We start from the raw sequence: 20,739 nt of genomic DNA, 5'->3' as shown, positions 1-20,739 counted from the left end.
GGGGACGCCGTCCCCGGAGGACACGGAGGTTCGTCAGATGCCCGAGGCGCTGCCCCTGCAGCCCGGTGACCCGCGACGGCTCGGCTCGTACGAGGTCACGGGCCGGCTGGGCGTCGGCGAGCAGGGCGCCGTCTTCCTCGGCAGGGACCCTGCGGGCGGCTTCGTCGCCGTGAAGCTCCTGCACGTCCGGCTGAGCGGCGAGCCCGTGGCACGCTCCCGGTTCGCCAACGCCTTCGCGTCCGCCCAGAAGGTCTCCGGTTTCTGCACGGCGGCGATCCTGAGCGCCGACGTGGAGGGCGACCGCCCCTACGTGGTGAGCGAGTGGGTGGACGGTCCTTCCCTGCAGCAGCTCGTGGACGAGGAAGGGAAGCGCGGCGGCGCCGTAGTGGAACGCGTGGCCGTCGGTGCGGCGGTCGCGCTGGCCGCCGTCCACCGGGCGGGCGCCGTCCATCACGGGCTGAAGCCGGGGAACATCCTGCTCGGCAGGAACGGCCCCCGGATGGCCGACTTCGGGATAGCGCGCGCGCTGGAGGCCGTTAACGCCGCGCCCACCGGACGCATCACCGAAGACCCCGCCTACAAGGCGCCCGAGCAACTCAGCGGCAGCGGCATCGGCCCGGCCGCCGACGTCTTCGCCTGGGCCGCCACCATGCTCTTCGCGGCGACGGGCAAGGCGCCCTTCGGGGACGGCTCCCCGTCCGAGGTGATGCAGCACATCATCTACGAGGAGCCGGACCTGTCGGAGGCGCCGCCGTCCCTGCGCGAGGTGATGCGCGACGCGTTCGCCAAGGACCCCGCCGCACGTCCCACCGCTAAGCAGTTGCTCGAACGGCTCCTCGCGGAGAGCAGCGCGCTCGCGGAGCGCCTGCCCGCGTCGATGGTGGACGAGGGCCGTGCGCTCGCCACGAGCGTCGTACCGGCCGCGCAGGCTTCCCCGCCGCCGCCCTCTCAGCCCTCCCAGCCGCCGGCGCAGGCACCGGTCCCACCGCCACCACCGCGCAGTCTGGGGCAGCCCACCTCACCGCCCCCACCGCAGGGACCACCCCCGCCGCAAGGGCCACCCCTGCAGGGACCGCCCGCACCGCACGGGCCGCCGCCTCCCGGCGCCGGGCCTGCACCCATGCCGCCCGGGCCGCCGCGCTCGCCTATGGGCGTTCCTATGGGGATGCCTATGGGCGGTCCTGTAGGCGCGCCCATGGGTGCTCCCCAGGGGCCACCGCCCCACCAGGGGTTCATGCCCCCGCCTCCCGGCAACGCGCCGCAGATGCAGCCGCCGCCCGCGACGGCCCGGCACGCGTTCCATCCGCCCCCGTCGCGTCCCTTCCGGAAGCTCTCGCAGTTCCTCTCCTCCACTTCCCTGGGGAAGGACAAGCAGAAGCCCGAGCCGGAAGGCCCCGCCGGTTCCGGCGGCGCTGCGCCGTCCGCACCCGATCTGGACCCCGCCGCCTTCGAGGCGACCACCACGTTCAACGTGATCGCCCCGTCGGCGGACGCCACGGCCACGCTGAGCGCCGTCCCGGAGGCCCCCGTCCCGTCCGACCCGGCCCCGACCGCCATGTTCGACCCCCTCGACATGCCGGACGCGCCGGGCATGCCGGACGCGTCGGACTCGACGACGGCGTCGCACTTCATCCCCGGCCTGCGGGCCGAGCAGGGCGGCGGTGGCGACCGGAAGGCGTCGGCGCTCCTCGCCCTCGGCCGGATGCGCCGGCCCAGCAACCACGTCCTGGGCGTCGCGCTGTCCCTCGTCATCGGCGTGGGCGTGGGCATCGCCATCATCGTGCTCGTGCTGTGGCCGCAACTGAAGGACGACGGCGACCCGCCGACGAACCAGACCAACACGTCCGCCAACCAGCCGGTGAGCACGGTCCCCGGCCCGTTCGCGGGCACCTGGAAGGGCACGGTGGTGAACACCGCCCAGCACGCGTCCTTCCCCGTCGAGGTGACGTTCCAGACCGGGGCCACCACCGCGCGCGCGGTCTACCCGCAGGAGCGCTGCACGGGAACGCTCACGCTCAAGAGCGGCACGCAGAGCAACCTGACCATGGACCTCGCCATCCCGGCGCCCTGCACGCCCGGGACCGTCCAGATCAAGCGGATGGCGGACGGGACGCTCCAGTACGCGTGGAACAAGCCCGGCACGAACCTCGCCTACTCCGGAAAGCTGTCGCGCGGCTGACCCCGCCCTCGCCCGCTCGCGACGTCGCCGGGCGCGCGGGGGCGCGCGACAGGGCCGGGCGCGCGACCGGATCGGAACCGTCTCCTGACGCGGCCTTCCGGTTGACGGCCGACTCCGGCCGCCGCGCAGCCCGTCCGACCCGTCCGCTTTTGCGGTCTTTATCTGAGTAGTTCCGCTAGGGTTTCCCCTCGATCGAATCCTCGATCTTCTGACGGGCCGCCGAGAGCGCGGCCCCCCGGCAGAAGGAGACAAGCCTTGCGGGCTGTCCACCGGAGGCTCCTGTTGGCCGGCGTCGTCGCGGCGTGCGTCGGCGGCGCGGCGGCCTTTCCCGTCCTCGCGGACTCCTCTTCCCCCTCCCTCGTCAAGGTGACCGCCGCCGAGGGCACCCCCGTGCCCGGCCGCTACATCGTCACCCTGAAGAAGGGCGCGTCCGCCGAGTCGGCCGTCAACAAGGTGAAGGCCACCGGCGCGCAGCGCTTCGACGGCGTCCTCAACGGCTTCGCCGCGAAGCTGACCGGCGCGCAGCTCGACAAGCTTCGCCATGACAGCCGCGTCGCCGCCATCGAGCAGGACCAGGTCATGAAGGCCCAGGGGACGCAGGGTTCCGCGCCCTGGGGCCTCGACCGCATCGACCAGCGCAAGCGGCCGCTGTCGAAGAGCTACCACTACACCTCGCTGGCCAAGGACGTCACCGCCTACGTCATCGACTCCGGCCTCGACGTCACCCACTCGCAGTTCGGCGGCCGCGCCGCCATCGCGTGGGTCGCTCCCACCTACAACGGCAACGGCGCCGACTGCAACGGCCACGGCACCCACGTCGCCGGCATCATCGGCTCGAGCACCTACGGCGTCGCCAAGGGCGTCAAGCTGCGCGCGCTCCGCGTCCTCGACTGCGACGGCACGGGCTACGTGTCCGACCTCGTGTCCGCCGCGCAGTGGCTGCGCACCCACGCCGCCAAGCCGGCCGTCGCGAACATCTCGATCGGCGCGCCCAAGTCCGCCGCCCTGAACACCGCCGTGGAGAACCTGTCCCGGTCCGGCGTGTTCGTCTCCGTCGCGGCGGGCAACGAGAACGCCGACGCGTGCAAGTCCTCGCCGTCCGGCGCGGGCTGGGTCATGGCCGTCGGCGCCACCACGTCCTACGACAACCGCGCCACCTTCTCCAACTGGGGCAAGTGCGTGGACATCAACGCCCCCGGCTACGACATCCGGTCGACGCTGCCCGGCAACACGACCGGCCTGGAGAGCGGCACGTCCATGGCCTCGCCGTTCGTCGCCGGCACCGCCGCCCTCTACCTGCAGACGCACCCCAAGGCGACCTTCCCCACGGTGCAGAAGTGGCTGAACGACAACTCCACCAAGAACGTCCTCGGGCGCATGCGCAGCCAGGCCAACCGGCTGCTCTACAAGAGCAACCTCTGACCCTCCCGTAGGATGGCCCGGCTCCCCCACGGGGGGCCGGGCTTCTTGGGTGTTGAACCGTCCCACCCGTCACAGCCGTTTACCCTTGGCGAGGACAAGGACGGCCCCCTCGCCGTCCGTTGGCATTCGGCCGGACGCCCCCGTGTCCGGCCGGAGAGGAGAAGACGTGGAGTCCCCCACCTCCACCCTCCGGAGACGAACCCGGCGCGCGGCCTTGGCCCTCATCGCCGTCGCCCTGCCGCTGGCCGGCACCGCCGCCCCCTCCTCCGCCGCCGCGCCGCGCACCCCCGCCGCACTGCCGTCCGACCCCGGCGACAGCGGCAAGTTCGCCAAGATGAACGCCCAGATCGCCAAGCTCGACAAGGCCTACGGCGGCGACCTCGCCAAGCTGAAGGACGCCCAGTACGCCGCCAAGAAGGCTCTGCAGACGTCTCAGAGCCTGCAGGGCGACCTCAACGACGCCCGCTCCCTCGTCGCCCAGATGGCCGCCACCCAGTACATGACGGACGGCCAGGGCCCCACCATCTCCATGCTCGCCGCGGGCAACGCGTCCGACATGCTGAGCGGCTACACCCTCATCGAGCACCTCGCGCAGAACAAGACGGCGAAGGTCGCGCAGATCGGCAAGCTCGTCGACGAGCAGGCCAAGGCGCACGCCCAGGCCCAGCAGAAGATCACCGAACTGCAGAAGGAGATCAAGGACCTGCTGGGCCAGAAGAAGCGCGTCGAGGCCTTGGTCAAGAAGTACAAGCCGCAGTCACCGAGCGTCGGCATGGGCGGCGTCACCCCGCGCATGCTGAACGTCAAGAACGTCATCGACCAGGAAGAGGGCCCCTTCCCGACGATCGGCTGCGTCCGCAGCACCGGCGACCCGCAGGACCACGGCACCGGCCACGCCTGCGACTTCATGATCACCACCGGCGGCGTCATGGCCACCGGCGCCGCCAAGGCCCACGGCGACGCCACCGCCGCCTACGCCATCGCCCACGCGAGCGCCCTGGGCATCAAGTACATCATCTGGCGCCAGCGCATCTACGACCTCCGCAGCCCCGGCTGGCGCACGATGGAGAACCGCGGCGGCGTAACCGCCAACCACTACGACCACGTCCACATCTCGGTCTTCTAGCCGCATCGCGATCTGACCAGGGCCGCAGCTCACGAGATCTCCCGAGAGGGCACATCCAGGGCACTCGCCCCCGGAATCGTTCCCCACGTGTCGTCGATCGCCTTGCGCATCCGGTCCCCGGCTGGACGGCATCAGATGCGTGTACGTCCGGAGCGTGAAGCCGGGGTCAGCGTGCCCGAGGAACTCGGCCAGCGCCCGGATGTCCACACCGCGCTCCAGGAGCACACTCGCGAAGTGATGGCGGAGCGCGTGGAAGCCGTTCTCCCGAGTTGCCGGAACATCGGCACGCCCTTGGTTAGCCAGCTAAGAGACTTGCTCACGTCTTCAAAGGCTTTCACTTCGCAGCCACCGGCTGCGGTCCCAAGAGCCGGATGTTCAGATACCAGCGAATCCTGCCGTCGAGCCATCCGCTCACACGAGCTTCGCCACGATTGAACGGAGCTCCTTGGCACCCACGGCACGTTCGACCGGCGGACGCCCCTCAGCCTTCGCCGATTTCAGCGCGATACCGGGCCTCGGTCAGATCCTCAGCCAGGTCGGCCAAGGTGACCTCGGGATTCAGCGCGGTGATCACACGTTCGGTCAATGGGCGCAGCGAATAGACGTGACGCACCGCCTCCAGATCGACCGAGACCTGGTAATAGTCCTCGGCGAAGCGCTGGAACGTCTCAGGGACAGGATCGGCGAGCAGCCCGAAGAGGCGGTCCGCTCCATCGGCATCGTGCTCACCGTCGGGGTAGTCGATCTCACCCACGTGCCAGCGGTCATCGCCGGTCCCGCGCCACAGGCACGCGGTGACCAAAGGCAGCCCGGTCTCGTCGCAGAAAGCCGGCTCCTGGACACACGACCCGAAAACCCCTGGAACCGAGTCCAGGACCCCCGGCCAAGGTCCCTCGTTCACATACGGGCTCATCACCGACTCGTGAGCGAACCCGCGCACATAGGCACCAGCCGCCGAGAAGACGATCGAGTACTCGTCCCCCGAGCCGTTCCTCATCGAGGCCATCTCTTCCCCTGGCGACCAGTCCGCAGAGAAGGAGTAATACCGGCTCTCCCAGACGGGGCTCAAAATCGCCTCCAGCACGGCCACCGACCGGCATAGATCCCGCAGCCGATCGATGTCGGGCAGCGATCGAGCCACCTCATGAGCAGTCACGAACAGCATCTAACCGGATTATGGGCACCGGAAGCCCACGCCGCCCCAGCAGGCAACCCCATGCTGGTTCCCACCCGCCTGACATCGACGGACAGAGCCCATCGACACGTGGCACCTGTGCACGTCTACCCGTGCCAAGGTCTGCTCCCGAAGGAGTACGCCGACATCTGCGTAATCGATGCGCCTGGCCACGGCGTGAGGATGACGTAGCGTTGCTGAATCTAGCTGTTTGAAATCAAGGAGCGGCGGCGCTCAGGCTGCTGCGCGGCCCCGCGCTGGCCGCCCGGAGCGTGCGGCGTGGGCGCCGGTCACCGGACGGCCGCGCCGGGCCGCGCATCGCGCCACGTCCGCCGGCCCCGCCCCGACTGCCCGCCGCGGGGGCCGCGCCGCCGCAGCGGCTACCTCCACGCAGAGGCCTTGTGCTCATCACTGCCTGCTGAGATCGTTCCGAAGGTGTCCCGTGAAGATCGCCGAAGCCGAGTGCAAAAGCAGCGCGAGGCCGGAGGAGAGACGTTCACGGACGTTCTCCGGCGCGTGGCCCGGAGCATGCCCGTCGCGATCCCGGTCGTTCTCATCGTGGTGGTCAGTGCCGCGATCGGTGTGGCCTTCCTTAGGCCCCCGTACCAAGTGCTCCCAGCGAGCATCTCCATTCCTCTGCTCGCATGGGTGATCCGCCGAGGGCGGACGCCCAGGTGAACGTGTGAGCCATGGTGGAACCTACGGTCATCCGCGGTACGGGGATGTTGCAAGCTGGGCTGGAAGGGTGCGGGGCTCCCCCCGACCCCGCCTGTCGAGGATGGCGGCGGCCGGACCCTGGGGGAGGAAGGTGGGGGCAGAACAGCGGCTACGCCGCACGCCCAGCGGTGCGGAAGCTAGGCGACCCGGCCGACGTGCAGAACCATGATGGCTTGGTCTTCCGGCTAGATCTCGTAGAGGACGCGGTACCGGTTCACTCCATGTGACGCTGTCGGTCATCAGTGGGTGAGCCCGAACCGGCGCCGTACCTCGTCCTGCGGGATCGCCGTCACCGTCCCCGCGTCCTGCTGTGCGCGGTACTCGGCCAGGGCCTCCGCCTCTTCCGCGTCGGCTTGCTCGGCGAGCTGCGCGCGGCGTTCGAGTTCGCGCAGCCGGCGGTACTCGTCGAGCGGGACGACCACGGCGGCCTCACCGCCGAGGCGGATCACCTGATGATCGTCGCCTACCGGGAGTTCGGTCTTGGCTGCCATGCTAGATGAGGCGTCCGACGCCTGGCGCGGAGCATCTTCCAAACTGGCCGCTCATACGGATTGTCAGTACGCTGCCTCCGCTGGAGGCCGGTCTGAGCACCCTTCAGGGTCCGCGGCTCAGGGAGGGTGGGTATGGAACCACTCCCGGATACGTCTCGGAGTAGGCAGAATCCCATGACCCCACCCTCCTTCCGGCCGGTCGGCCACCGTCATGCCATTTCAAGCGCAGGGCACATCGAGGGCACATGGGGGCGCGATCATGCACGAGACGTTGAGAGTCACCGAGGGATTCATGGCAGGTCAGCGCGGTCATGCGGGGTATCGCCGCTGGTCGCGATCTTGGGCAGCTCAGAACTCGGTCTTCTAGCCGCATCGCGCTCTGACTAGGGTGGTGCGGTGACCGACTTGGGGGAGAGTGCGAGTTCGATCTGGTCGGGGCGGGCGGTCGCGTACGCGGAGTCCTTCGCCGCGGTGTGCGCGTACCCGATCGAAGACCTGCTGGACGCCGCCGGAGTAGGCCCCGACGTCCGTCTGCTGGATGTGGGCACCGGATCGGGGAACGTCGCCGCGGGGGCGTGCGCGAGAGGTGCTCGGGTCACCGCCGTCGACGCCGACCCGGGGATGGCGGAGGTCGCCGCGAAGACCGTCCCGCTGGCCGAGGTCGGCGTCGCCGAGCTGCCCGTCCTTCCATTCGCCGACGATGCCTTCGACGTGGTGACCGCCAACTTCGTACTGGACCACGTGGGCCGGCCGCGGCGTTCACTGGCCGAGCTCGGCCGGGTGACGCGGCCGGGCGGCCGGATCGCGGTGACGATGTGGGCCGTGCCGGGCGGAGAGGGACGGGCCCTGCTGGGACGAGCGATCGAGGCCGCCGGTGCGCATCGCCCCACCCACCGGGCGGTCCTGGACTCCGAGACCGATTTCCCGCGGACCGAGCAGGGGCTCGCGGACCTGATGCGAGCCGCCGGGATTGCCCGTCCTTCCTGCCGGACCATCGCCTGGGACCACCGGACCTCCGCGCAGGAGTGGTGGCATGGCGCGGCGTCGGGTGTCGGCTTCATCGGCCACCTCGTCGCCACCCAACCGCCCGAGATCAGAGCGGAGATCAAACGGCGGTTCGACCTTCTCAGCGCGGAGTTCACCGGTCCGGACGGCCGCCTCGCCCTGCCGCACCGGGCACTGCTCGCCACCGGAACCCCCGAAGCATGAGCAGCCGCAAGACCCCACGCTGCCGAATTGAGCTGTTCTGAACCAAGGGACGACGCGCTCGGGCCGCGCATCGCGACGCGTCCGCCGAGGGCAGAGACCCAGGTGAATGTGTGTGCGGGGTGTCTTCGCTGGTCGCGGTCTTGCGCGGCCCAGAATTCGGCTTTCTGAGCGTCCGGGATGGGGTTCTGGGGCACGGTCGCCTTTCTACGGTCCCAACGGCGCGCCGAGACGCTGGACGCGTTGTCGTCCTGGGCCGCCCTCGGCATGGCCTCCTGGGACCACGGTGACGGCTGGCAAGGCGTCCAGTTCCGCCACGACCAGGACCTCGACTGGCGGACGGTGCTCATCGAGGTGATGCGCGAGACCGCCCGGCCCGTGCTCGGCGCCTTCGTCCTCGACAGCGACGGCGCGTGCGTTCTCGGCGCGGACCCCGTGAACGGGGCCTGGTCGGCGGTGCTCGAGATCGAGGGCGTCCTGGCGCACCTCGTCCTGCCGGTCGTCGAGTGGGTGGACGGTGAGGAGACCCCTCGCGTACGTGAGGACGACCCGGACTACCTGCGGGAACGCGAAGAGCTTCGCACCGCGCTCACCGAAATGTGCGGCCCGGTCGAGGAAACCCTTGGGATCCCTGCCGCCCATTCGCGATGAAGGGCGAATGGTTCAGGAGCGGGTGGTCTCTTCGGTTTTGAAGGTGCGGAAACCTCGGCGGTGGTAGTTCGGGAGGGCGTTGGGATGGTCGAAGGACGAGGTGTGGAGCCAGACCCGGGCGGCCGTCGGGGACAGTTCCCAGGCGTGCTGGATTCCCAGGGTCAGCGCGTAGCCGCCGAGGCCCTTGCCGACGAAATCGGGGAGCAGGCCGAAGCTCTTGATCTCGACCTCGTGGTCTTGGGGGTCGTAGGCGACGATTCCGGCGTGCTCGCCGGTGAAGAACAGGAGGCCGAACGTCCGGCGGGGATTCTCGTCGAACCAGGCCCGCCATTCCTCGGGGGTGCGGCGGGAGCTTCTCCAGCCGTACGGGGCGCCGACGCGGGCGAGGATGTCCGGGACGAGGGGCGAGGTCCGGTCCAGGGGCGCCAGGGCCAGGCCGGGGACGGGGGCGGCCGCGACCAGCTGCGCGCGGTCGGTCATCTCGACGTACGTCACGATCTCCTTCACACCGGCAGGCTACGGTGCGGGCGCAACTCGCGGCGGTAGCGGAGTTCGTCGACGGGTGTGCCGCGGACGTTCCGGTGGCGGGTCTCGCCGGTGAAGGCCCACCCGGCGGCCTCGTAGAAGGCGCAGGCGCGCCGATTGCCGTCGAGGACCCAGAGAACGGCGCTCTCGTGGCCGAGGCCGGAAAGGGCGTTGAGGGCGTGGGTGTGGAGGGCGCCACCGATACCTTGCCGCCAATGCGACTCGGCCACGTGCAGGGCCAGCAGTTCGCCAGTGCGAGGGGCGTCGTGGGACGGCCCGATTTCGGCGAAGGCGACTATGGCGGGCGCGGTGACGAACGCGGTGCGGGACGGGTCGCGGAGCCTTTCCAGCCAGCGGTGCTCGCGTTCGGCCACATCGTAGGCGGCGAGGAAACCGTCCGGGAGAAGGCCGCGGTAGGCGGCACGGTACGAGGCCAGGTGCAGGCGCGCGATCGCGGGGGCGTCGGCCTCGGTGGCGGTGCGGATCGCAGGGGGCATGCGTCCAATGGAAAACGAGAAGGGCGCCCCGGTGGGGCGCCCTTCTGTGGTCGTGCGGGTCAGTTCGCGTAGCTGGGGAGCATGCGCTCGTTGGCCTCGCGGAGTTCGGCGAGGGGGATGGAGAACAGCTCCTGCTGGTCGCCCTCCGGGCCGCGGCCGGCGACGGTCAGCGTGTCGCCGCCGGCGACGCCGATCTGGGTGACCGGGACGCCCGCCGACTCGCAGAGGGCCGCCAGGCGGGCCTCGCCGCCGGGACGGACCGCGACCATGGCGCGGGCCACCGACTCGCTGAACAGCGTGACGAACGGGTCGCCGGGCAGGGTGATCCGGGCGCCGAGGCCGCCGCGCAGGCAGGACTCCACCAGGGTCTGCGACAGGCCGCCGTCCGACAGGTCGTGGGCGGCCGTCAGGAGGCCCTCGCGGATCGCGGTGACCATGACCGAGGCGAGGGCCGCCTCCGCCTTCAGGTCCACCAGCGGCGGCAGGCCGCCGAGGTGGTTGTAGACGACGTGCGCCCATTCGGAGCCGCCGAACTCCTCGCGGGTCTCGCCGAGCAGCGCGATCGTGGCGCCGTCGGAGGTGAGCGCCATGTTCACGCGGCGGCGGACGTCGTCGTGGACGCCGAGGACGCCGATGACCGGGGTCGGGTTGATCGGCGTGGTGCCGGTCTGGTTGTAGAAGCTGACGTTGCCGCCGGTCACCGGGATGCCGAGGTACTGGCAGGCGTCGGCGAGGCCCTCGACGGCGCGGGCGAACTGCCACATGACGCCCGGGTCCTCGGGGGAGCCGAAGTTCAGGCAGTTCGTCACGGCGAGGGGGCGGGCGCCGGTGGCGGCCACGTTGCGGTACGCCTCGGACAGCGCGAGCTGCGCGCCCGAGTACGGGTCGAGCCGGGTGTAGCGGCCGTTGCCGTCCAGGGACAGCGCGATGCCGAGGCCCGACTCGTCGTCGATCCGGACGACGCCCGCGTTGTCCGGCATGGCGAGGACGGTGTTGCCCAGCACGTACCGGTCGTACTGCGAGGTCACCCACGTCTTGCTCGCCAGGTTCGGCGAGCCCGCGAGCCACAGCACGGTGCGGCGCAGCTCGTCGCCGTTGGACGGGCGGGTCAGCCGGCCCGGGGTGTCGGACTGCAGGGAGCCGAGGTCCTTCGGGGGCTCGAACGGCCGCTCGTAGACCGGGCCCTCGTCGGCGGCGGTGACCGGCGGGATGTCGACGATCGTCTCGCCGCGCCACGTCATGACGAGGCGGCGGGTGTCGGTGACCTGGCCGATGACGGTGGCGGGGATCTCCCAGCGGCGGCAGATCTCCATGAAGCGGTCGACCTTGTCGGGCGACACGACCGCCATCATGCGCTCCTGCGACTCGCTCATGAGGATCTCCTCAGGGCGCAGGGTCGCGTCGCGCAGCGGGACGGCGTCGAGGTCAACGTACATGCCGCCGGTGCCGGCGGCGGCCAACTCCGTCGTCGCGCAGGAGACGCCGGCGGCGCCGAGGTCCTGGATGCCGACCACGAGGTCCTCGCGGAACAGCTCCAGGCAGCACTCGATGAGCAGCTTCTCCATGAACGGGTCGCCGACCTGGACCGACGGCCGCTTGGCGTGCGACTCCTCGTCGAAGGTCGCGGACGCCAGGACGGACGCGCCGCCGATGCCGTCCGGGCCGGTGAGGGCGCCGAACAGGATCACCTTGTTGCCGGGGCCGGGGGCCACGGCGCGCTTGATGTCCTCGTGCTTCATCACGCCCACGCACAGGGCGTTGACCAGCGGGTTGCCCTCGTAGCAGGCGTCGAAGACGGTCTCGCCGCCGATGTTGGGCAGGCCGAGGGAGTTGCCGTAGCCGCCGACGCCGGCGACGACGCCGGGCAGCACCCGCTGGGTGTCGGGGGCGTCGGCCGGGCCGAAGCGCAGGGAGTCCATGACGGCGATCGGACGGGCACCCATCGACATGATGTCGCGGACGATGCCGCCGACGCCGGTCGCGGCGCCCTGGTACGGCTCGACGTAGGACGGGTGGTTGTGCGACTCGACCTTGAAGGTGACCGCCCAGCCCTGGCCGATGTCGACGACGCCGGCGTTCTCCCCCATGCCGACGAGCAGCTTGTCGGTCTTGGGGGCCTTGTCGCCGAACTGCCGCAGGTGGACCTTGGAGCTCTTGTAGGAGCAGTGCTCGCTCCACATCACCGAGTAGATCGCCAGCTCGGCGGAGGTGGGGCGGCGGCCGAGGATGTGCCGGACGCGCTGGTACTCCTCGTCGTTCATGCCCAGCTCGACGTACGGCTGCGGGCGGTCCGGCGAGGCGGCGGCGATGGCGACGGTGTCGGTGCCGGGGTCGGCCTTGACGGACGACTCGATCGCGAGCCGGGCGCCGCCGCCGATGGCGGGCTGCGGGCCCGTCCCGGACCCGACGGCGTGCTGGGGCCCGGTGCCGGGGCCGCCGACCGCGGGCTGCGGGCCCGTGTTCGGGCCGCCGATGGCGGGCTGCGGGCCGGTGTTCGAGCCCACGGCGGGCTGCGGGCCGGTGCCCGAACCGATCGCGGGCAGCGGACCGGTCGCGGGGCCGACGGGCGGCAGCGGGCCCGTGCCGGTGCCGACGGCCGGGAACGGGCCGGTCGTGGACGGGCCGACGGCCGGGAACGAGCCGGTGCCGGACGGGCCGACGGCCGGGAACCGGCCGGTGTTCGGCCCCACGGCGGGCTGCGGGCCCGTCCCGGAGCCGATCGCGGGCAGCGGGCCGGTGTTCGGGTTCACGGCGGGCAGCGGGCCCGTCGCGGGACCGGGGACGGCCTGCGGGCTCGCGCCGGGGCTCGCCCAGGGGCCGGACTGGCCCTGGGGGCCGACGGCGGGCTGCGGGCCCGTGCCGGAGCCGACGGCGGGCTGCGGGCCCGTGCCGGAGCCGATGGCGGGCTGCGGGCCGGTCCCGGGGCCGGCGACGCGCTGCGGCGCGGCGGGCGGGGGCGGCGGGAACGCGGCGTACTCGCTCAGGTCGGGAGTGGTGAGCGTGGGGTCGGCGTGCGGCGGGAGGGGGACGGCGACGCCCTCCTCGGCCAGCGCGCGCGCGAAGTCGTCCGAGGGGACGCCCGTGTCGGGCATGGTGCGTCCCGTCGCGGCCGGGTCGTCGTTCAGCACGGGCAGCGGCCCGGTGAACGGCCCCTGCGGCGCGGGCGGAGCCGGCGGTGCGGGCGGTCCCTGCGGCGTGGGCGATCCCTGCGGCGCGGGCGGGGCGGGCGGAGCCGGCGGTCCCTGCGGCGTGGGCGACGCGGCGGCCGAGTTGGTCCGGTCCTCCTCCAGAATGGCCTCGAAGGCCTGCGTCACCGACGGGTCGACGGGCTGCAGCTCGGGGTCGTCGGCGTCGGACTTCAGCTCGTCCAGCCAGTCCAGCGACGGCTCGTCGTGCGCGGCGTCGCGCGCCGCGCGGCCGGAAGCGTTGGGCCGTTGCTCGCTCATGCGTTGACCAGTCTCTTGACGATCGAGGTGAAGAAGCCGAGCCCGTCGGTGGACGGGCCGGTCAGCGACTCCGCGGCGTGCTCGGGATGCGGCATGAGCCCGACCACGTTGCCGGCCTCGTTGCAGATCCCGGCGATGTCGTCGAGGGAGCCGTTGGGGTTCAGGTCGAGGTAGCGGGCGACGATCCGGCCGGAGTCGGCCAGCTCGGCCAGGGTCTCGCGGTCGGCGGTGTAGCGGCCGTCCGCGTTCTTGACCGGGATCACCAGCTCCTGGCCCTCGGTGTACTCCGAGGTCCAGGCGGTGCCGGCGTTCTCGACGCGCAGCCGCTGGTCGCGGCAGACGAAGTGCAGCCCCGCGTTGGGCAGCAGGGCGCCCGGGAGCAGGTGCGACTCGCAGAGCACCTGGAAGCCGTTGCAGATGCCGAGGACCGGCAGGCCGGCCTTGGCGGCCGCGACCAGTTCGGTCATCAGCGGCGCGAACCGGGCGATCGCGCCGGCCCGCAGGTAGTCCCCGTAGGAGAACCCGCCGGGCAGCACGACCGCGTCGACCCCCTGCAGGTCGTGGTCGGCGTGCCAGAGGGCGACCGGCTCGGCGCCGGCCAGCCGCACGGCGCGCGCGGCGTCCTTGTCGTCCAGGGAACCAGGGAAGGTGATGACCCCCACCCGGGCAGCGTCCATCTGTTCTGTTCCTCCGAAATGAGGTGCGGCCGGGACGGTCGGGATCTCATCCGCCGATCACCGCTGCGCGCGTCGCACATTCCCCCCGCGCGCGTACCAATCTACCCGGCCGTGTGCATGAGCCGGCGGTCGAGGCCGCCCACCAGCGCCCCGTCCCGCCAGGTCAGGCGCTTCCGCAGGTGAACGATGGTGCCCCTGTCGGGCGTGCGGTCGATGTCCAGATCGTCCACCAGCGCCCGCATGATTTTAATCCCGCGCCCGGATTCGCTCAAAACCCCCCGGTCCGCCGGGACGGGCCGCGGCCCGTGGCCGCCGTCCTCGATCTCCAGCGAGCAGGTGCCGTCGTCGACGCGCCCGGCGACGCGGTAGTCCCCGGTGGCGCGGGCGTGCTGGACCGCGTTGGTGCACGCCTCGGAGGCGGCGACCAGGATGTCGGCGACGCAGTCCTCGGCGACGCCCAGCCCCCGCAGCGCGTCCCCCACCACCCGGCGTACCACCGGAATGCTCGGCGCCTCGCGCGGCAGCGCGAGCGCGAACTCCATATCCACCCCGGACACCTCGTGTCATGCCCCGGGCGTCCCGGCAGGGCCCCCGGTCCCGGAGCGTGCTCGACGACTCGACGCAGCTAGAACTTCCCCGACGGAATCTTTCGTAACCGCTATACTGTCGGGTCTTTCGCTTCGCCCTGGAGGCCCTCGGTCGGGGCCGGCTGCTCGTCGACCGGCGGCGCCTCCGCCGCCGAGCCCTCGGACAGGCCCTCCGGAGCCTCGGGTTCGAGCCCTTCGGGCTGCAGGACCCGCACCTCGAAGTTCTCGATCACCGGGTTGGCGAGCAGGGTCTCGGCGATCCGGCGGACCCGCTCCAGCGCGGCCTCGTCGGCCGGTCCCTCCAGCTCGACCTCGAACCGCTTGCCCTGCCGGACGGCCACGACGCCGTCGAACCCCATCTGCGGCAGCTTCCGGGCTATCGCCTGGCCCTGCGGGTCGAGGATCTCCGGCTTGAGCATGACGTCGACGACGACACGCGCCACGGTCGCCCCCTCACTGATCTGCGCTTTTGCTTACGGACCTGAAGCGTACGGCACCATTGGCACTCGCGACCCACGCATCCCCCTTGTCCGCACCCCGCCCGCATCACCGGAGCCGTCCGATGAACATCGAGGACCTCACCCCGTCGGAGCGCCGCCTGTGGGAGGCGTTCCCGAGCGGCGAACCCGTGGACCTGTCGACCGGCGACCCGGCGCACGACGATCCCGGGTACGCGACGCACTGGGGACATGACCGGATGGTCCGGGCCGAGGTGCTGGTCGCGCTGCTGGTCGGCGCGGTGGAGCCCGAGCCGGGACGGGTCGCGGCCGTCCGGCTGAGCGGCGCCCGGATCACCGGCTCGCTGAACCTCGGGCACGCCGAGGTGCGCGTGCCGCTGGCGCTGACCGGCTGCTCGTTCGACGAGGCGCCGCACCTGTACTGGGCGAGCATGAACAGCGTCCACCTGATGGGGTGCCGGCTGCCGGGGCTGGTCGCGTCCGGCACCCGGGTGGACGGCCACCTGTGGCTGGAGGGCAGCCGGATCTCCGGCGGGCTCTGGCTGGACGGGGCGAACATCACCGGCATCCTGAACATGTCGGGCGTCCAGCTGTCCAACCCGGGCGGGGACGCGCTGCTCGCCGACCGGCTGACGGTGGAGGCGAACGTCTACTGCGACCAGGGGTTCGCGGCGAACGGCGAGGTCCGGCTGCCCGGCGCGCGGGTCGGCGGCCAGCTGATCTTCCGGAAGGCGCGGCTGCACAACCCGTCCGGCGCCGCGCTGTACGCGAGCCGGCTGGACGTGGCGGCGAACGTGTTCTGCGACGGCGGGTTCGTCGCGGAGGGCGAGGTCCGGCTGCGCGGCGCCCGCGTCGGCGGCTACCTGTCGTTCGTCGGCGCGCACCTGTCGGCGCCCGAGCGGACCGCGCTGAACGCCGACGACCTCACCGTCGAGACCGACGTGTACTGCTCGGACGGGTTCACCGCGCACGGCTCGGTCAGCTTCTCCGGGGCGCACGTCACCGGGCAGCTCAGCCTGCGCGGCGCGCACCTGCGGCACGAGCAGGGGACGGCGCTGAGCCTGCAGCGCGTCCAGGCGGAGGAGCTGCTGCTGCGCCCGGCGGACAAGATCGCCGGGATCACCGACCTGTCGTACGCGCGGATCAACCTGCTGCGGGACGATGCGGCGACCTGGCCGGACCGGCTCCAACTCGACGGCCTGCAGTACGAGACGCTCGAACCGCCGATGACCGCGCGCGAGCGGCTGGCGTGGCTGCGCCGCGACACCGACGGCTACGCTCCGCAGCCGTACGAGCGGCTCGCCGCGACCTACCGGTCCCTGGGCCTGGACGCCGACGGGCGCTCGGTCCTGCTCGCCAAGGCCCGCGACCGGCGCCGCACGCAGGGCATCCCGCTGAAGGTCGTCGGCTTCCTGCAGGACGTCCTGGTCGGCTACGGGTACCGGCCGTTCCGGGCGGCGAGCTGGCTGGTGGGGCTGCTGGCGTTCGGGACGATCGTCTTCTCCATCCACCGGCCGGACGTCCTGGACACCGGCCACAAGCCGCACTTCAACGCGTTCTTCTACACGCTCGACCTGCTGCTGCCCATCGGCAGCCTCGGCCAGGAGGTCGAGTTCGCGCCGAGCGGGATCTACCAGTGGGTCGCCAACCTCATCGTGGCGGCCGGGCTGGTCCTCGGCCTGACGGTCGCGGCGGGCGCGACCCGCGCCCTGTCCCGGGAGTGACGCGCGCAACCGGGGTAGGAGATGGAGGGCGGCACTTGCATCTCCGGGTGTGATGTCTGCCACGATGTCTTTGGTGGGTTTTGTCCCTTACCGGGGACGGGGCCGCTGACATCGGCCGGCTGTGCGGCGATCCCGCGTACCGGCCCCGAACGAGGAGTGCCATCAATGACGATCGACTCCGTGCGCGGCGCGCCAGGCGCCTCCGAGCTCGCCGAACCCGAGCTCATCAGGCTGCTGACCCCCGAGGGGGAGCGCGTCGAGCATCCCGACTACCCGCTGGACCTGAGCCCCGGCGAGGTCCGCGGGCTCTACCGCGACCTGGTGATCGTCCGCCGGATCGACCGGGAGGCCGTGGCGCTGACCCGGCAGGGCGAGCTCGGCCTCTGGGCGTCGCTGCTCGGCCAGGAGGCCGCGCAGATCGGCTCGGGACGCGCGCTCTCCGAGCACGACATGGTCTTCCCCACCTACCGCGAGCACGGCGTCGCGTGGTGCCGGGACGTCCCGCCGCTGAACCTCCTCGGCCTGTTCCGCGGCGTCAACCACGGCGGCTGGGACCCCGCCGAGCACGGCTTCCACCTGTACACCGTCGTGATCGGCAGCCAGACGCTGCACGCGACGGGCTACGCGATGGGCGTGCAGCGCGACGGGGTGCTGGGCACGCCGTCCGCCGGCGCCACGATCGCCTACTTCGGCGACGGCGCGACGTCGCAGGGCGACGTGAACGAGGCGTTCGTGTTCGCCTCGGTGTTCAACGCGCCGATCGTTTTCTTCTGCCAGAACAACCAGTGGGCCATCTCCGAGCCGCTGGAGAAGCAGACGCGCATCCCGCTGTACAAGCGCGCGCAGGGCTACGGGTTCCCCGGGCTGCGGGTGGACGGCAACGACGTGTTCGCGTGCCTGGCCGTCACCAGGAAGGCGCTGGAGAACGCGCGGACCGGCCAGGGCCCCACGCTGATCGAGGCGTACACGTACCGGATGGGCGCCCACACCACCACCGACGACCCCACGCGCTACCGGCTGAAGGCCGAAGAGGAGGCGTGGAAGCTCAAGGACCCGATCGAGCGGGTCAAGGCGTACCTGGTCCGCAACGAGCTCGCCGACACCGCGTTCCTGGACGACGTCGAGGCCGAGGCCAAGCAGGTCGCCAAGGAGCTGCGGGAGGGCTGCCTGGCGCTGCCCGACCCGGCGCCGCTGTCGATGTTCGAGCACGTCTACGCCGAAGACCATCCGCTGATGACCGAGGAGCAGGAGCAGTTCGCCGCCTACCTGGCGTCCTTCGAGGAAGAGGTGCCGTCGTGACCGCGGAGACCCTGACGCTCGGCAAGGCGCTGAACGCCGGCCTGCGCAAGGCCATGGAGGACGACCCGAAGGTCCTGGTCATGGGCGAGGACGTCGGGAAGCTCGGCGGCGTGTTCCGGATCACCGACGGGCTGCAGAAGGACTTCGGCGAGGAGCGGGTGATCGACACCCCGCTGGCCGAGTCCGGCATCGTCGGCACCGCGATCGGGCTCGCGCTGCGCGGGTACCGCCCGGTCTGCGAGATCCAGTTCGACGGGTTCGTGTTCCCCGCGGCCGACCAGATCATCACCCAGCTCGCCAAGATGGGCATGCGGTCGCTGGGCGCGCTGTCGCTGCCGGTCGTCGTCCGCATCCCGTGCGGCGGCGGCATCGGCGCCGTCGAGCACCACTCGGAGTCGCCGGAGGCGTACTTCACCCACACCGCGGGGCTGCGCGTCGTCGCCTGCTCCAACCCGGCGGACGCGTTCACGATGATCCAGCAGTCGATCGCGTCGCCCGACCCGGTGATCTTCTTCGAGCCGAAGCGCCGGTACTGGGACAAGGCCGAGGTCGACGTCGACGCCGCCCCCGGCGCGTGGGCGCCGCTGCACGGCGCGAAGGTCGTCCGGCCCGGCGAGCACGTGACGCTGCTGGCCTACGGGCCGCAGGTGAAGACCTGCCTGGAGGCCGCCGCGGCGGCCGCCGAGGAGGGGCGGTCGCTGGAGGTCATCGACCTGCGCTCGCTCAACCCCCTCGACATCGACGCGATCACCGGCTCGGTGAACCGCACCGGACGCTGCGTCGTCGTCCACGAGGCCCCGGTGTTCAGCGGGTTCGGCGCCGAGCTGGCCGCCCGGATCACCGAGAAGTGCTTCTACCGGCTGGAGTCGCCGGTGCTGCGCGTCGGCGGGCTCTCCACCCCGTACCCGCCGTCCCGCCTCGAGGACCACTACCTGCCCGACCTCGACCGCATCCTCGACGCGGTCGACCGGACCTTCGCGTGGTGACGCCGGTGAGCCCGAAACTGTTCAAGCTGCCCGACGTCGGCGAGGGACTGACCGAGGCGGAGATCGTCAAGTGGCACGTCCAGCCCGGCGACACCGTCGAGGTCAACCAGACGATCGTGGAGATCGAGACGGCCAAGGCGATCGTGGAGCTGCCCTGCCCGTTCGAGGGCGTGGTCGCCGAGCTGCTGGTCACCGAGGGCCAGACCGTGGACGTCGGGGTGCCGATCATCGCGGTGAGCACCGAGGCCGAGGGCGGCGTCGCGACCCCGGTCTCCGAGCCCCCGGCGCAGGCCGCGGCGATGCGCGAGGAGGGCGTCCCGTCCGCCGACGAACCCGGGATGACCTCGCCTGAGCAGCCGAAACGCCAGCCCGTCCTGGTCGGCTACGGGGTCAAGGAGGGGACGACCAAGCGCCGTCCCCGCAAGGCGGCCAACGGCGCGCCGCCGGTGCCCGCCCCGTCCCCCGCGCCGTCCTCCGCGCCGCCGCAGGCAGCGGCCCCGGCACCCGCACCGCCGGCGCCACCGACACCGCCCGCCGTCCGGCCGCCTGCGGCGCCCGTTCGTCCACAGCCTGTGGAAAACGGGTTGCCGCTGGCCAAGCCGCCCGTCCGGAAGATGGCCAAGGACCTCGGCGTCGACCTGACGACGATCACCGGCTCGGGCCCGAACGGCTCGATCACCCGCGACGACGTCCTCGCCGCCCAGGCCGGTCCGCCCCCGGCGCAGGCCGCGCAGGCGCCGCGCGCCGCCGCCGAACGCGAGGAGCGGATCGCGGTCAAGGGCGTCCGCAAGGCGACCGCCGCCGCGATGTCGGGATCGGCGTTCACCGCGCCGCACGTCACCGAGTTCCTCCAGATCGACGTGACCCGCACGATGGAGGCGGTGGCCCGGCTCCGGGAACTCCCCGACTTCGCCGGGACCAAGGTCTCCCCGCTCCTGCTCGTCGCGCGCGCGCTGCTCACGGCCGTGGCACGCCACCCGATGGTGAACTCCACCTGGGCGGACGGCCCGTCCGGCGCGGAGATCGTCGTCAAGCGCTACGTCAACCTCGGCATCGCCGCCGCCACCGAGCGCGGGCTGATCGTCCCGAAGATCAAGGACGCGCAGGACATGTCCCTGCCCGACCTGGCGCGCGCGCTGACCGAGCTGACGGAGAAGGCCCGCGCGGGCAAGGCGTCCCCCGCCGACCTGTCCGACGGCACCATCACCATCACCAACGTCGGCGTGTTCGGCGTGGACACCGGGACCCCGATCCTCACCCCCGGTGAGGCCGCGATCCTGGCCTTCGGCCAGATCCGCGACATGCCGTGGGTGCACGAGGGCGAGCTGGCGATCCGCAAGGTCACCACGCTCGCGCTGTCGTTCGACCACCGCATCGTCGACGGCGAACTCGGCTCCCGCGTCCTCCGCGACGTCGGCGACATGCTCGAAGACCCCCTGCGCATGCTCGCCTGGGGCTGAGGGATCCCGTCGATTGGGGGGGCGCGGCCGCGGGGGCCGCTAGGGTTTGGGGGGGGGGTGGGTGGATGAGGGCGTTGTATGCGGGGCCCGGGGTGTTGGGCCCCCCGCGAGGTA

16 protein-coding genes and 1 pseudogene are annotated in these 20,739 nt (G+C 71.8%); 9 read left to right on the top strand and 8 right to left on the bottom strand.

Annotated features, from left to right (window positions below; translation table 11 throughout):
* The first annotated feature begins 37 nt into the window (after positions 1-37).
* The 3 genes from ABT299_RS15985 (at position 38) to ABT299_RS15975 (ending at position 4,727) form a co-directional block, all read left to right on the top strand.
* On the top strand, positions 38-2,179 hold the full coding sequence (locus ABT299_RS15985; RefSeq protein WP_500251214.1) for a serine/threonine protein kinase: 2,142 nt from the start codon (positions 38-40) through the stop codon (positions 2,177-2,179).
* A 255-nt stretch (positions 2,180-2,434) separates the two neighbouring features.
* Complete coding sequence (locus ABT299_RS15980) at positions 2,435-3,601, top strand: S8 family peptidase (RefSeq protein WP_433146038.1); 1,167 nt, start codon at positions 2,435-2,437, stop codon at positions 3,599-3,601.
* Positions 3,602-3,767: 166 nt separating this feature from the next.
* Complete coding sequence (locus tag ABT299_RS15975) at positions 3,768-4,727, top strand: coiled-coil domain-containing protein (RefSeq protein WP_387024217.1); 960 nt, start codon at positions 3,768-3,770, stop codon at positions 4,725-4,727.
* Between the two features lie 481 nt (positions 4,728-5,208).
* Here ABT299_RS15975 and ABT299_RS15970 read toward each other — a convergent pair whose 3' ends face one another.
* Positions 5,209-5,892, bottom strand: a complete 684-nt coding sequence (locus tag ABT299_RS15970; protein ID WP_387024219.1) for a hypothetical protein — start codon at positions 5,890-5,892, stop codon at positions 5,209-5,211.
* Between the two features lie 965 nt (positions 5,893-6,857).
* Positions 6,858-7,109 carry a hypothetical protein gene (locus tag ABT299_RS15965; protein WP_387024221.1) on the bottom strand — a complete coding sequence of 84 codons (252 nt, stop codon included), beginning with the start codon at positions 7,107-7,109 and terminating at the stop codon, positions 6,858-6,860.
* A 396-nt stretch (positions 7,110-7,505) separates the two neighbouring features.
* Here ABT299_RS15965 and ABT299_RS15960 point away from each other — a divergent pair, with 396 nt between their 5' ends.
* Entirely contained in the window at positions 7,506-8,318 is an 813-nt protein-coding gene (locus ABT299_RS15960) for a class I SAM-dependent methyltransferase (protein ID WP_500251213.1), read from the top strand.
* A gap of 177 nt (positions 8,319-8,495) precedes the next feature.
* Positions 8,496-8,966 (top strand): hypothetical protein, encoded by a 471-nt coding sequence (locus ABT299_RS15955; RefSeq protein WP_500251212.1) that lies wholly within the window; start codon positions 8,496-8,498, stop codon positions 8,964-8,966.
* Between the two features lie 12 nt (positions 8,967-8,978).
* Here the strand turns inward: ABT299_RS15955 and ABT299_RS15950 are convergent, their stop codons facing one another.
* From ABT299_RS15950 to purS, 6 genes and pseudogenes are all read right to left on the bottom strand, one after another.
* On the bottom strand, positions 8,979-9,473 hold the full coding sequence (locus ABT299_RS15950; RefSeq protein WP_500251211.1) for a GNAT family N-acetyltransferase: 495 nt from the start codon (positions 9,471-9,473) through the stop codon (positions 8,979-8,981).
* Positions 9,470-9,988, bottom strand: a complete 519-nt coding sequence (locus tag ABT299_RS15945) for a GNAT family N-acetyltransferase (RefSeq protein ID WP_500251210.1) — start codon at positions 9,986-9,988, stop codon at positions 9,470-9,472. The genes ABT299_RS15950 and ABT299_RS15945 overlap by 4 nt, the downstream gene beginning before the upstream one ends.
* Before the next feature lie 59 nt (positions 9,989-10,047).
* Entirely contained in the window at positions 10,048-12,342 is a 2,295-nt protein-coding gene (gene purL, locus ABT299_RS15940) for a phosphoribosylformylglycinamidine synthase subunit PurL (RefSeq protein WP_500251285.1), read from the bottom strand.
* A 1,088-nt stretch (positions 12,343-13,430) separates the two neighbouring features.
* Positions 13,431-14,111 carry a phosphoribosylformylglycinamidine synthase subunit PurQ gene (gene purQ / locus ABT299_RS15935; RefSeq protein ID WP_173097141.1) on the bottom strand — a complete coding sequence of 227 codons (681 nt, stop codon included), beginning with the start codon at positions 14,109-14,111 and terminating at the stop codon, positions 13,431-13,433.
* Between the two features lie 101 nt (positions 14,112-14,212).
* Positions 14,213-14,653: an ATP-binding protein gene (locus tag ABT299_RS15930; protein ID WP_194737662.1), complete on the bottom strand. Its 441-nt coding sequence runs from the start codon at positions 14,651-14,653 to the stop codon at positions 14,213-14,215.
* 251 nt (positions 14,654-14,904) lie between these two features.
* Positions 14,905-15,141, bottom strand: a pseudogene (gene purS / locus ABT299_RS15925) (phosphoribosylformylglycinamidine synthase subunit PurS); the annotation flags it as partial.
* A gap of 119 nt (positions 15,142-15,260) precedes the next feature.
* Here purS and ABT299_RS15920 point away from each other — a divergent pair.
* From ABT299_RS15920 to ABT299_RS15905, 4 genes are all read left to right on the top strand, one after another.
* Positions 15,261-16,880 carry a hypothetical protein gene (locus ABT299_RS15920; protein WP_190867248.1) on the top strand — a complete coding sequence of 540 codons (1,620 nt, stop codon included), beginning with the start codon at positions 15,261-15,263 and terminating at the stop codon, positions 16,878-16,880.
* 165 nt (positions 16,881-17,045) lie between these two features.
* Positions 17,046-18,179, top strand: coding sequence for a pyruvate dehydrogenase (acetyl-transferring) E1 component subunit alpha (gene pdhA / locus ABT299_RS15915; RefSeq protein WP_500251209.1), 1,134 nt, complete (start codon positions 17,046-17,048; stop codon positions 18,177-18,179).
* On the top strand, positions 18,176-19,165 hold the full coding sequence (locus tag ABT299_RS15910) for an alpha-ketoacid dehydrogenase subunit beta (protein WP_387024235.1): 990 nt from the start codon (positions 18,176-18,178) through the stop codon (positions 19,163-19,165). The genes pdhA and ABT299_RS15910 overlap by 4 nt, the downstream gene beginning before the upstream one ends.
* A gap of 5 nt (positions 19,166-19,170) precedes the next feature.
* Positions 19,171-20,625: a dihydrolipoamide acetyltransferase family protein gene (locus ABT299_RS15905; protein ID WP_500251208.1), complete on the top strand. Its 1,455-nt coding sequence runs from the start codon at positions 19,171-19,173 to the stop codon at positions 20,623-20,625.
* Positions 20,626-20,739: the final 114 nt, after the last annotated feature.

This window comes from Spirillospora sp. NPDC000708, from assembly GCF_040299565.1.
GTDB lineage: Bacteria > Actinomycetota > Actinomycetes > Streptosporangiales > Streptosporangiaceae > Spirillospora.
This window is presented reverse-complemented; position numbering and strand designations above follow the sequence as displayed.

What these genes read in the sequence shown, in the direction of transcription:
- ABT299_RS15955 (WP_500251212.1), top strand. Translation starts at nt 8,496, where the DNA reads ATGGGGTTCTGGGGCACGGTCGCCTTTCTACGGTCCCAACGGCGCGCC.
- ABT299_RS15985 (WP_500251214.1), top strand. Translation starts at nt 38, where the DNA reads ATGCCCGAGGCGCTGCCCCTGCAGCCCGGTGACCCGCGACGGCTCGGC.
- pdhA (WP_500251209.1), top strand. Translation starts at nt 17,046, where the DNA reads ATGACGATCGACTCCGTGCGCGGCGCGCCAGGCGCCTCCGAGCTCGCC.
- ABT299_RS15965 (WP_387024221.1), bottom strand. Translation starts at nt 7,109, where the DNA reads ATGGCAGCCAAGACCGAACTCCCGGTAGGCGACGATCATCAGGTGATC.
- purQ (WP_173097141.1), bottom strand. Translation starts at nt 14,111, where the DNA reads ATGGACGCTGCCCGGGTGGGGGTCATCACCTTCCCTGGTTCCCTGGAC.
- ABT299_RS15945 (WP_500251210.1), bottom strand. Translation starts at nt 9,988, where the DNA reads ATGCCCCCTGCGATCCGCACCGCCACCGAGGCCGACGCCCCCGCGATC.
- ABT299_RS15920 (WP_190867248.1), top strand. Translation starts at nt 15,261, where the DNA reads ATGAACATCGAGGACCTCACCCCGTCGGAGCGCCGCCTGTGGGAGGCG.
- ABT299_RS15930 (WP_194737662.1), bottom strand. Translation starts at nt 14,653, where the DNA reads ATGGAGTTCGCGCTCGCGCTGCCGCGCGAGGCGCCGAGCATTCCGGTG.
- ABT299_RS15970 (WP_387024219.1), bottom strand. Translation starts at nt 5,892, where the DNA reads ATGCTGTTCGTGACTGCTCATGAGGTGGCTCGATCGCTGCCCGACATC.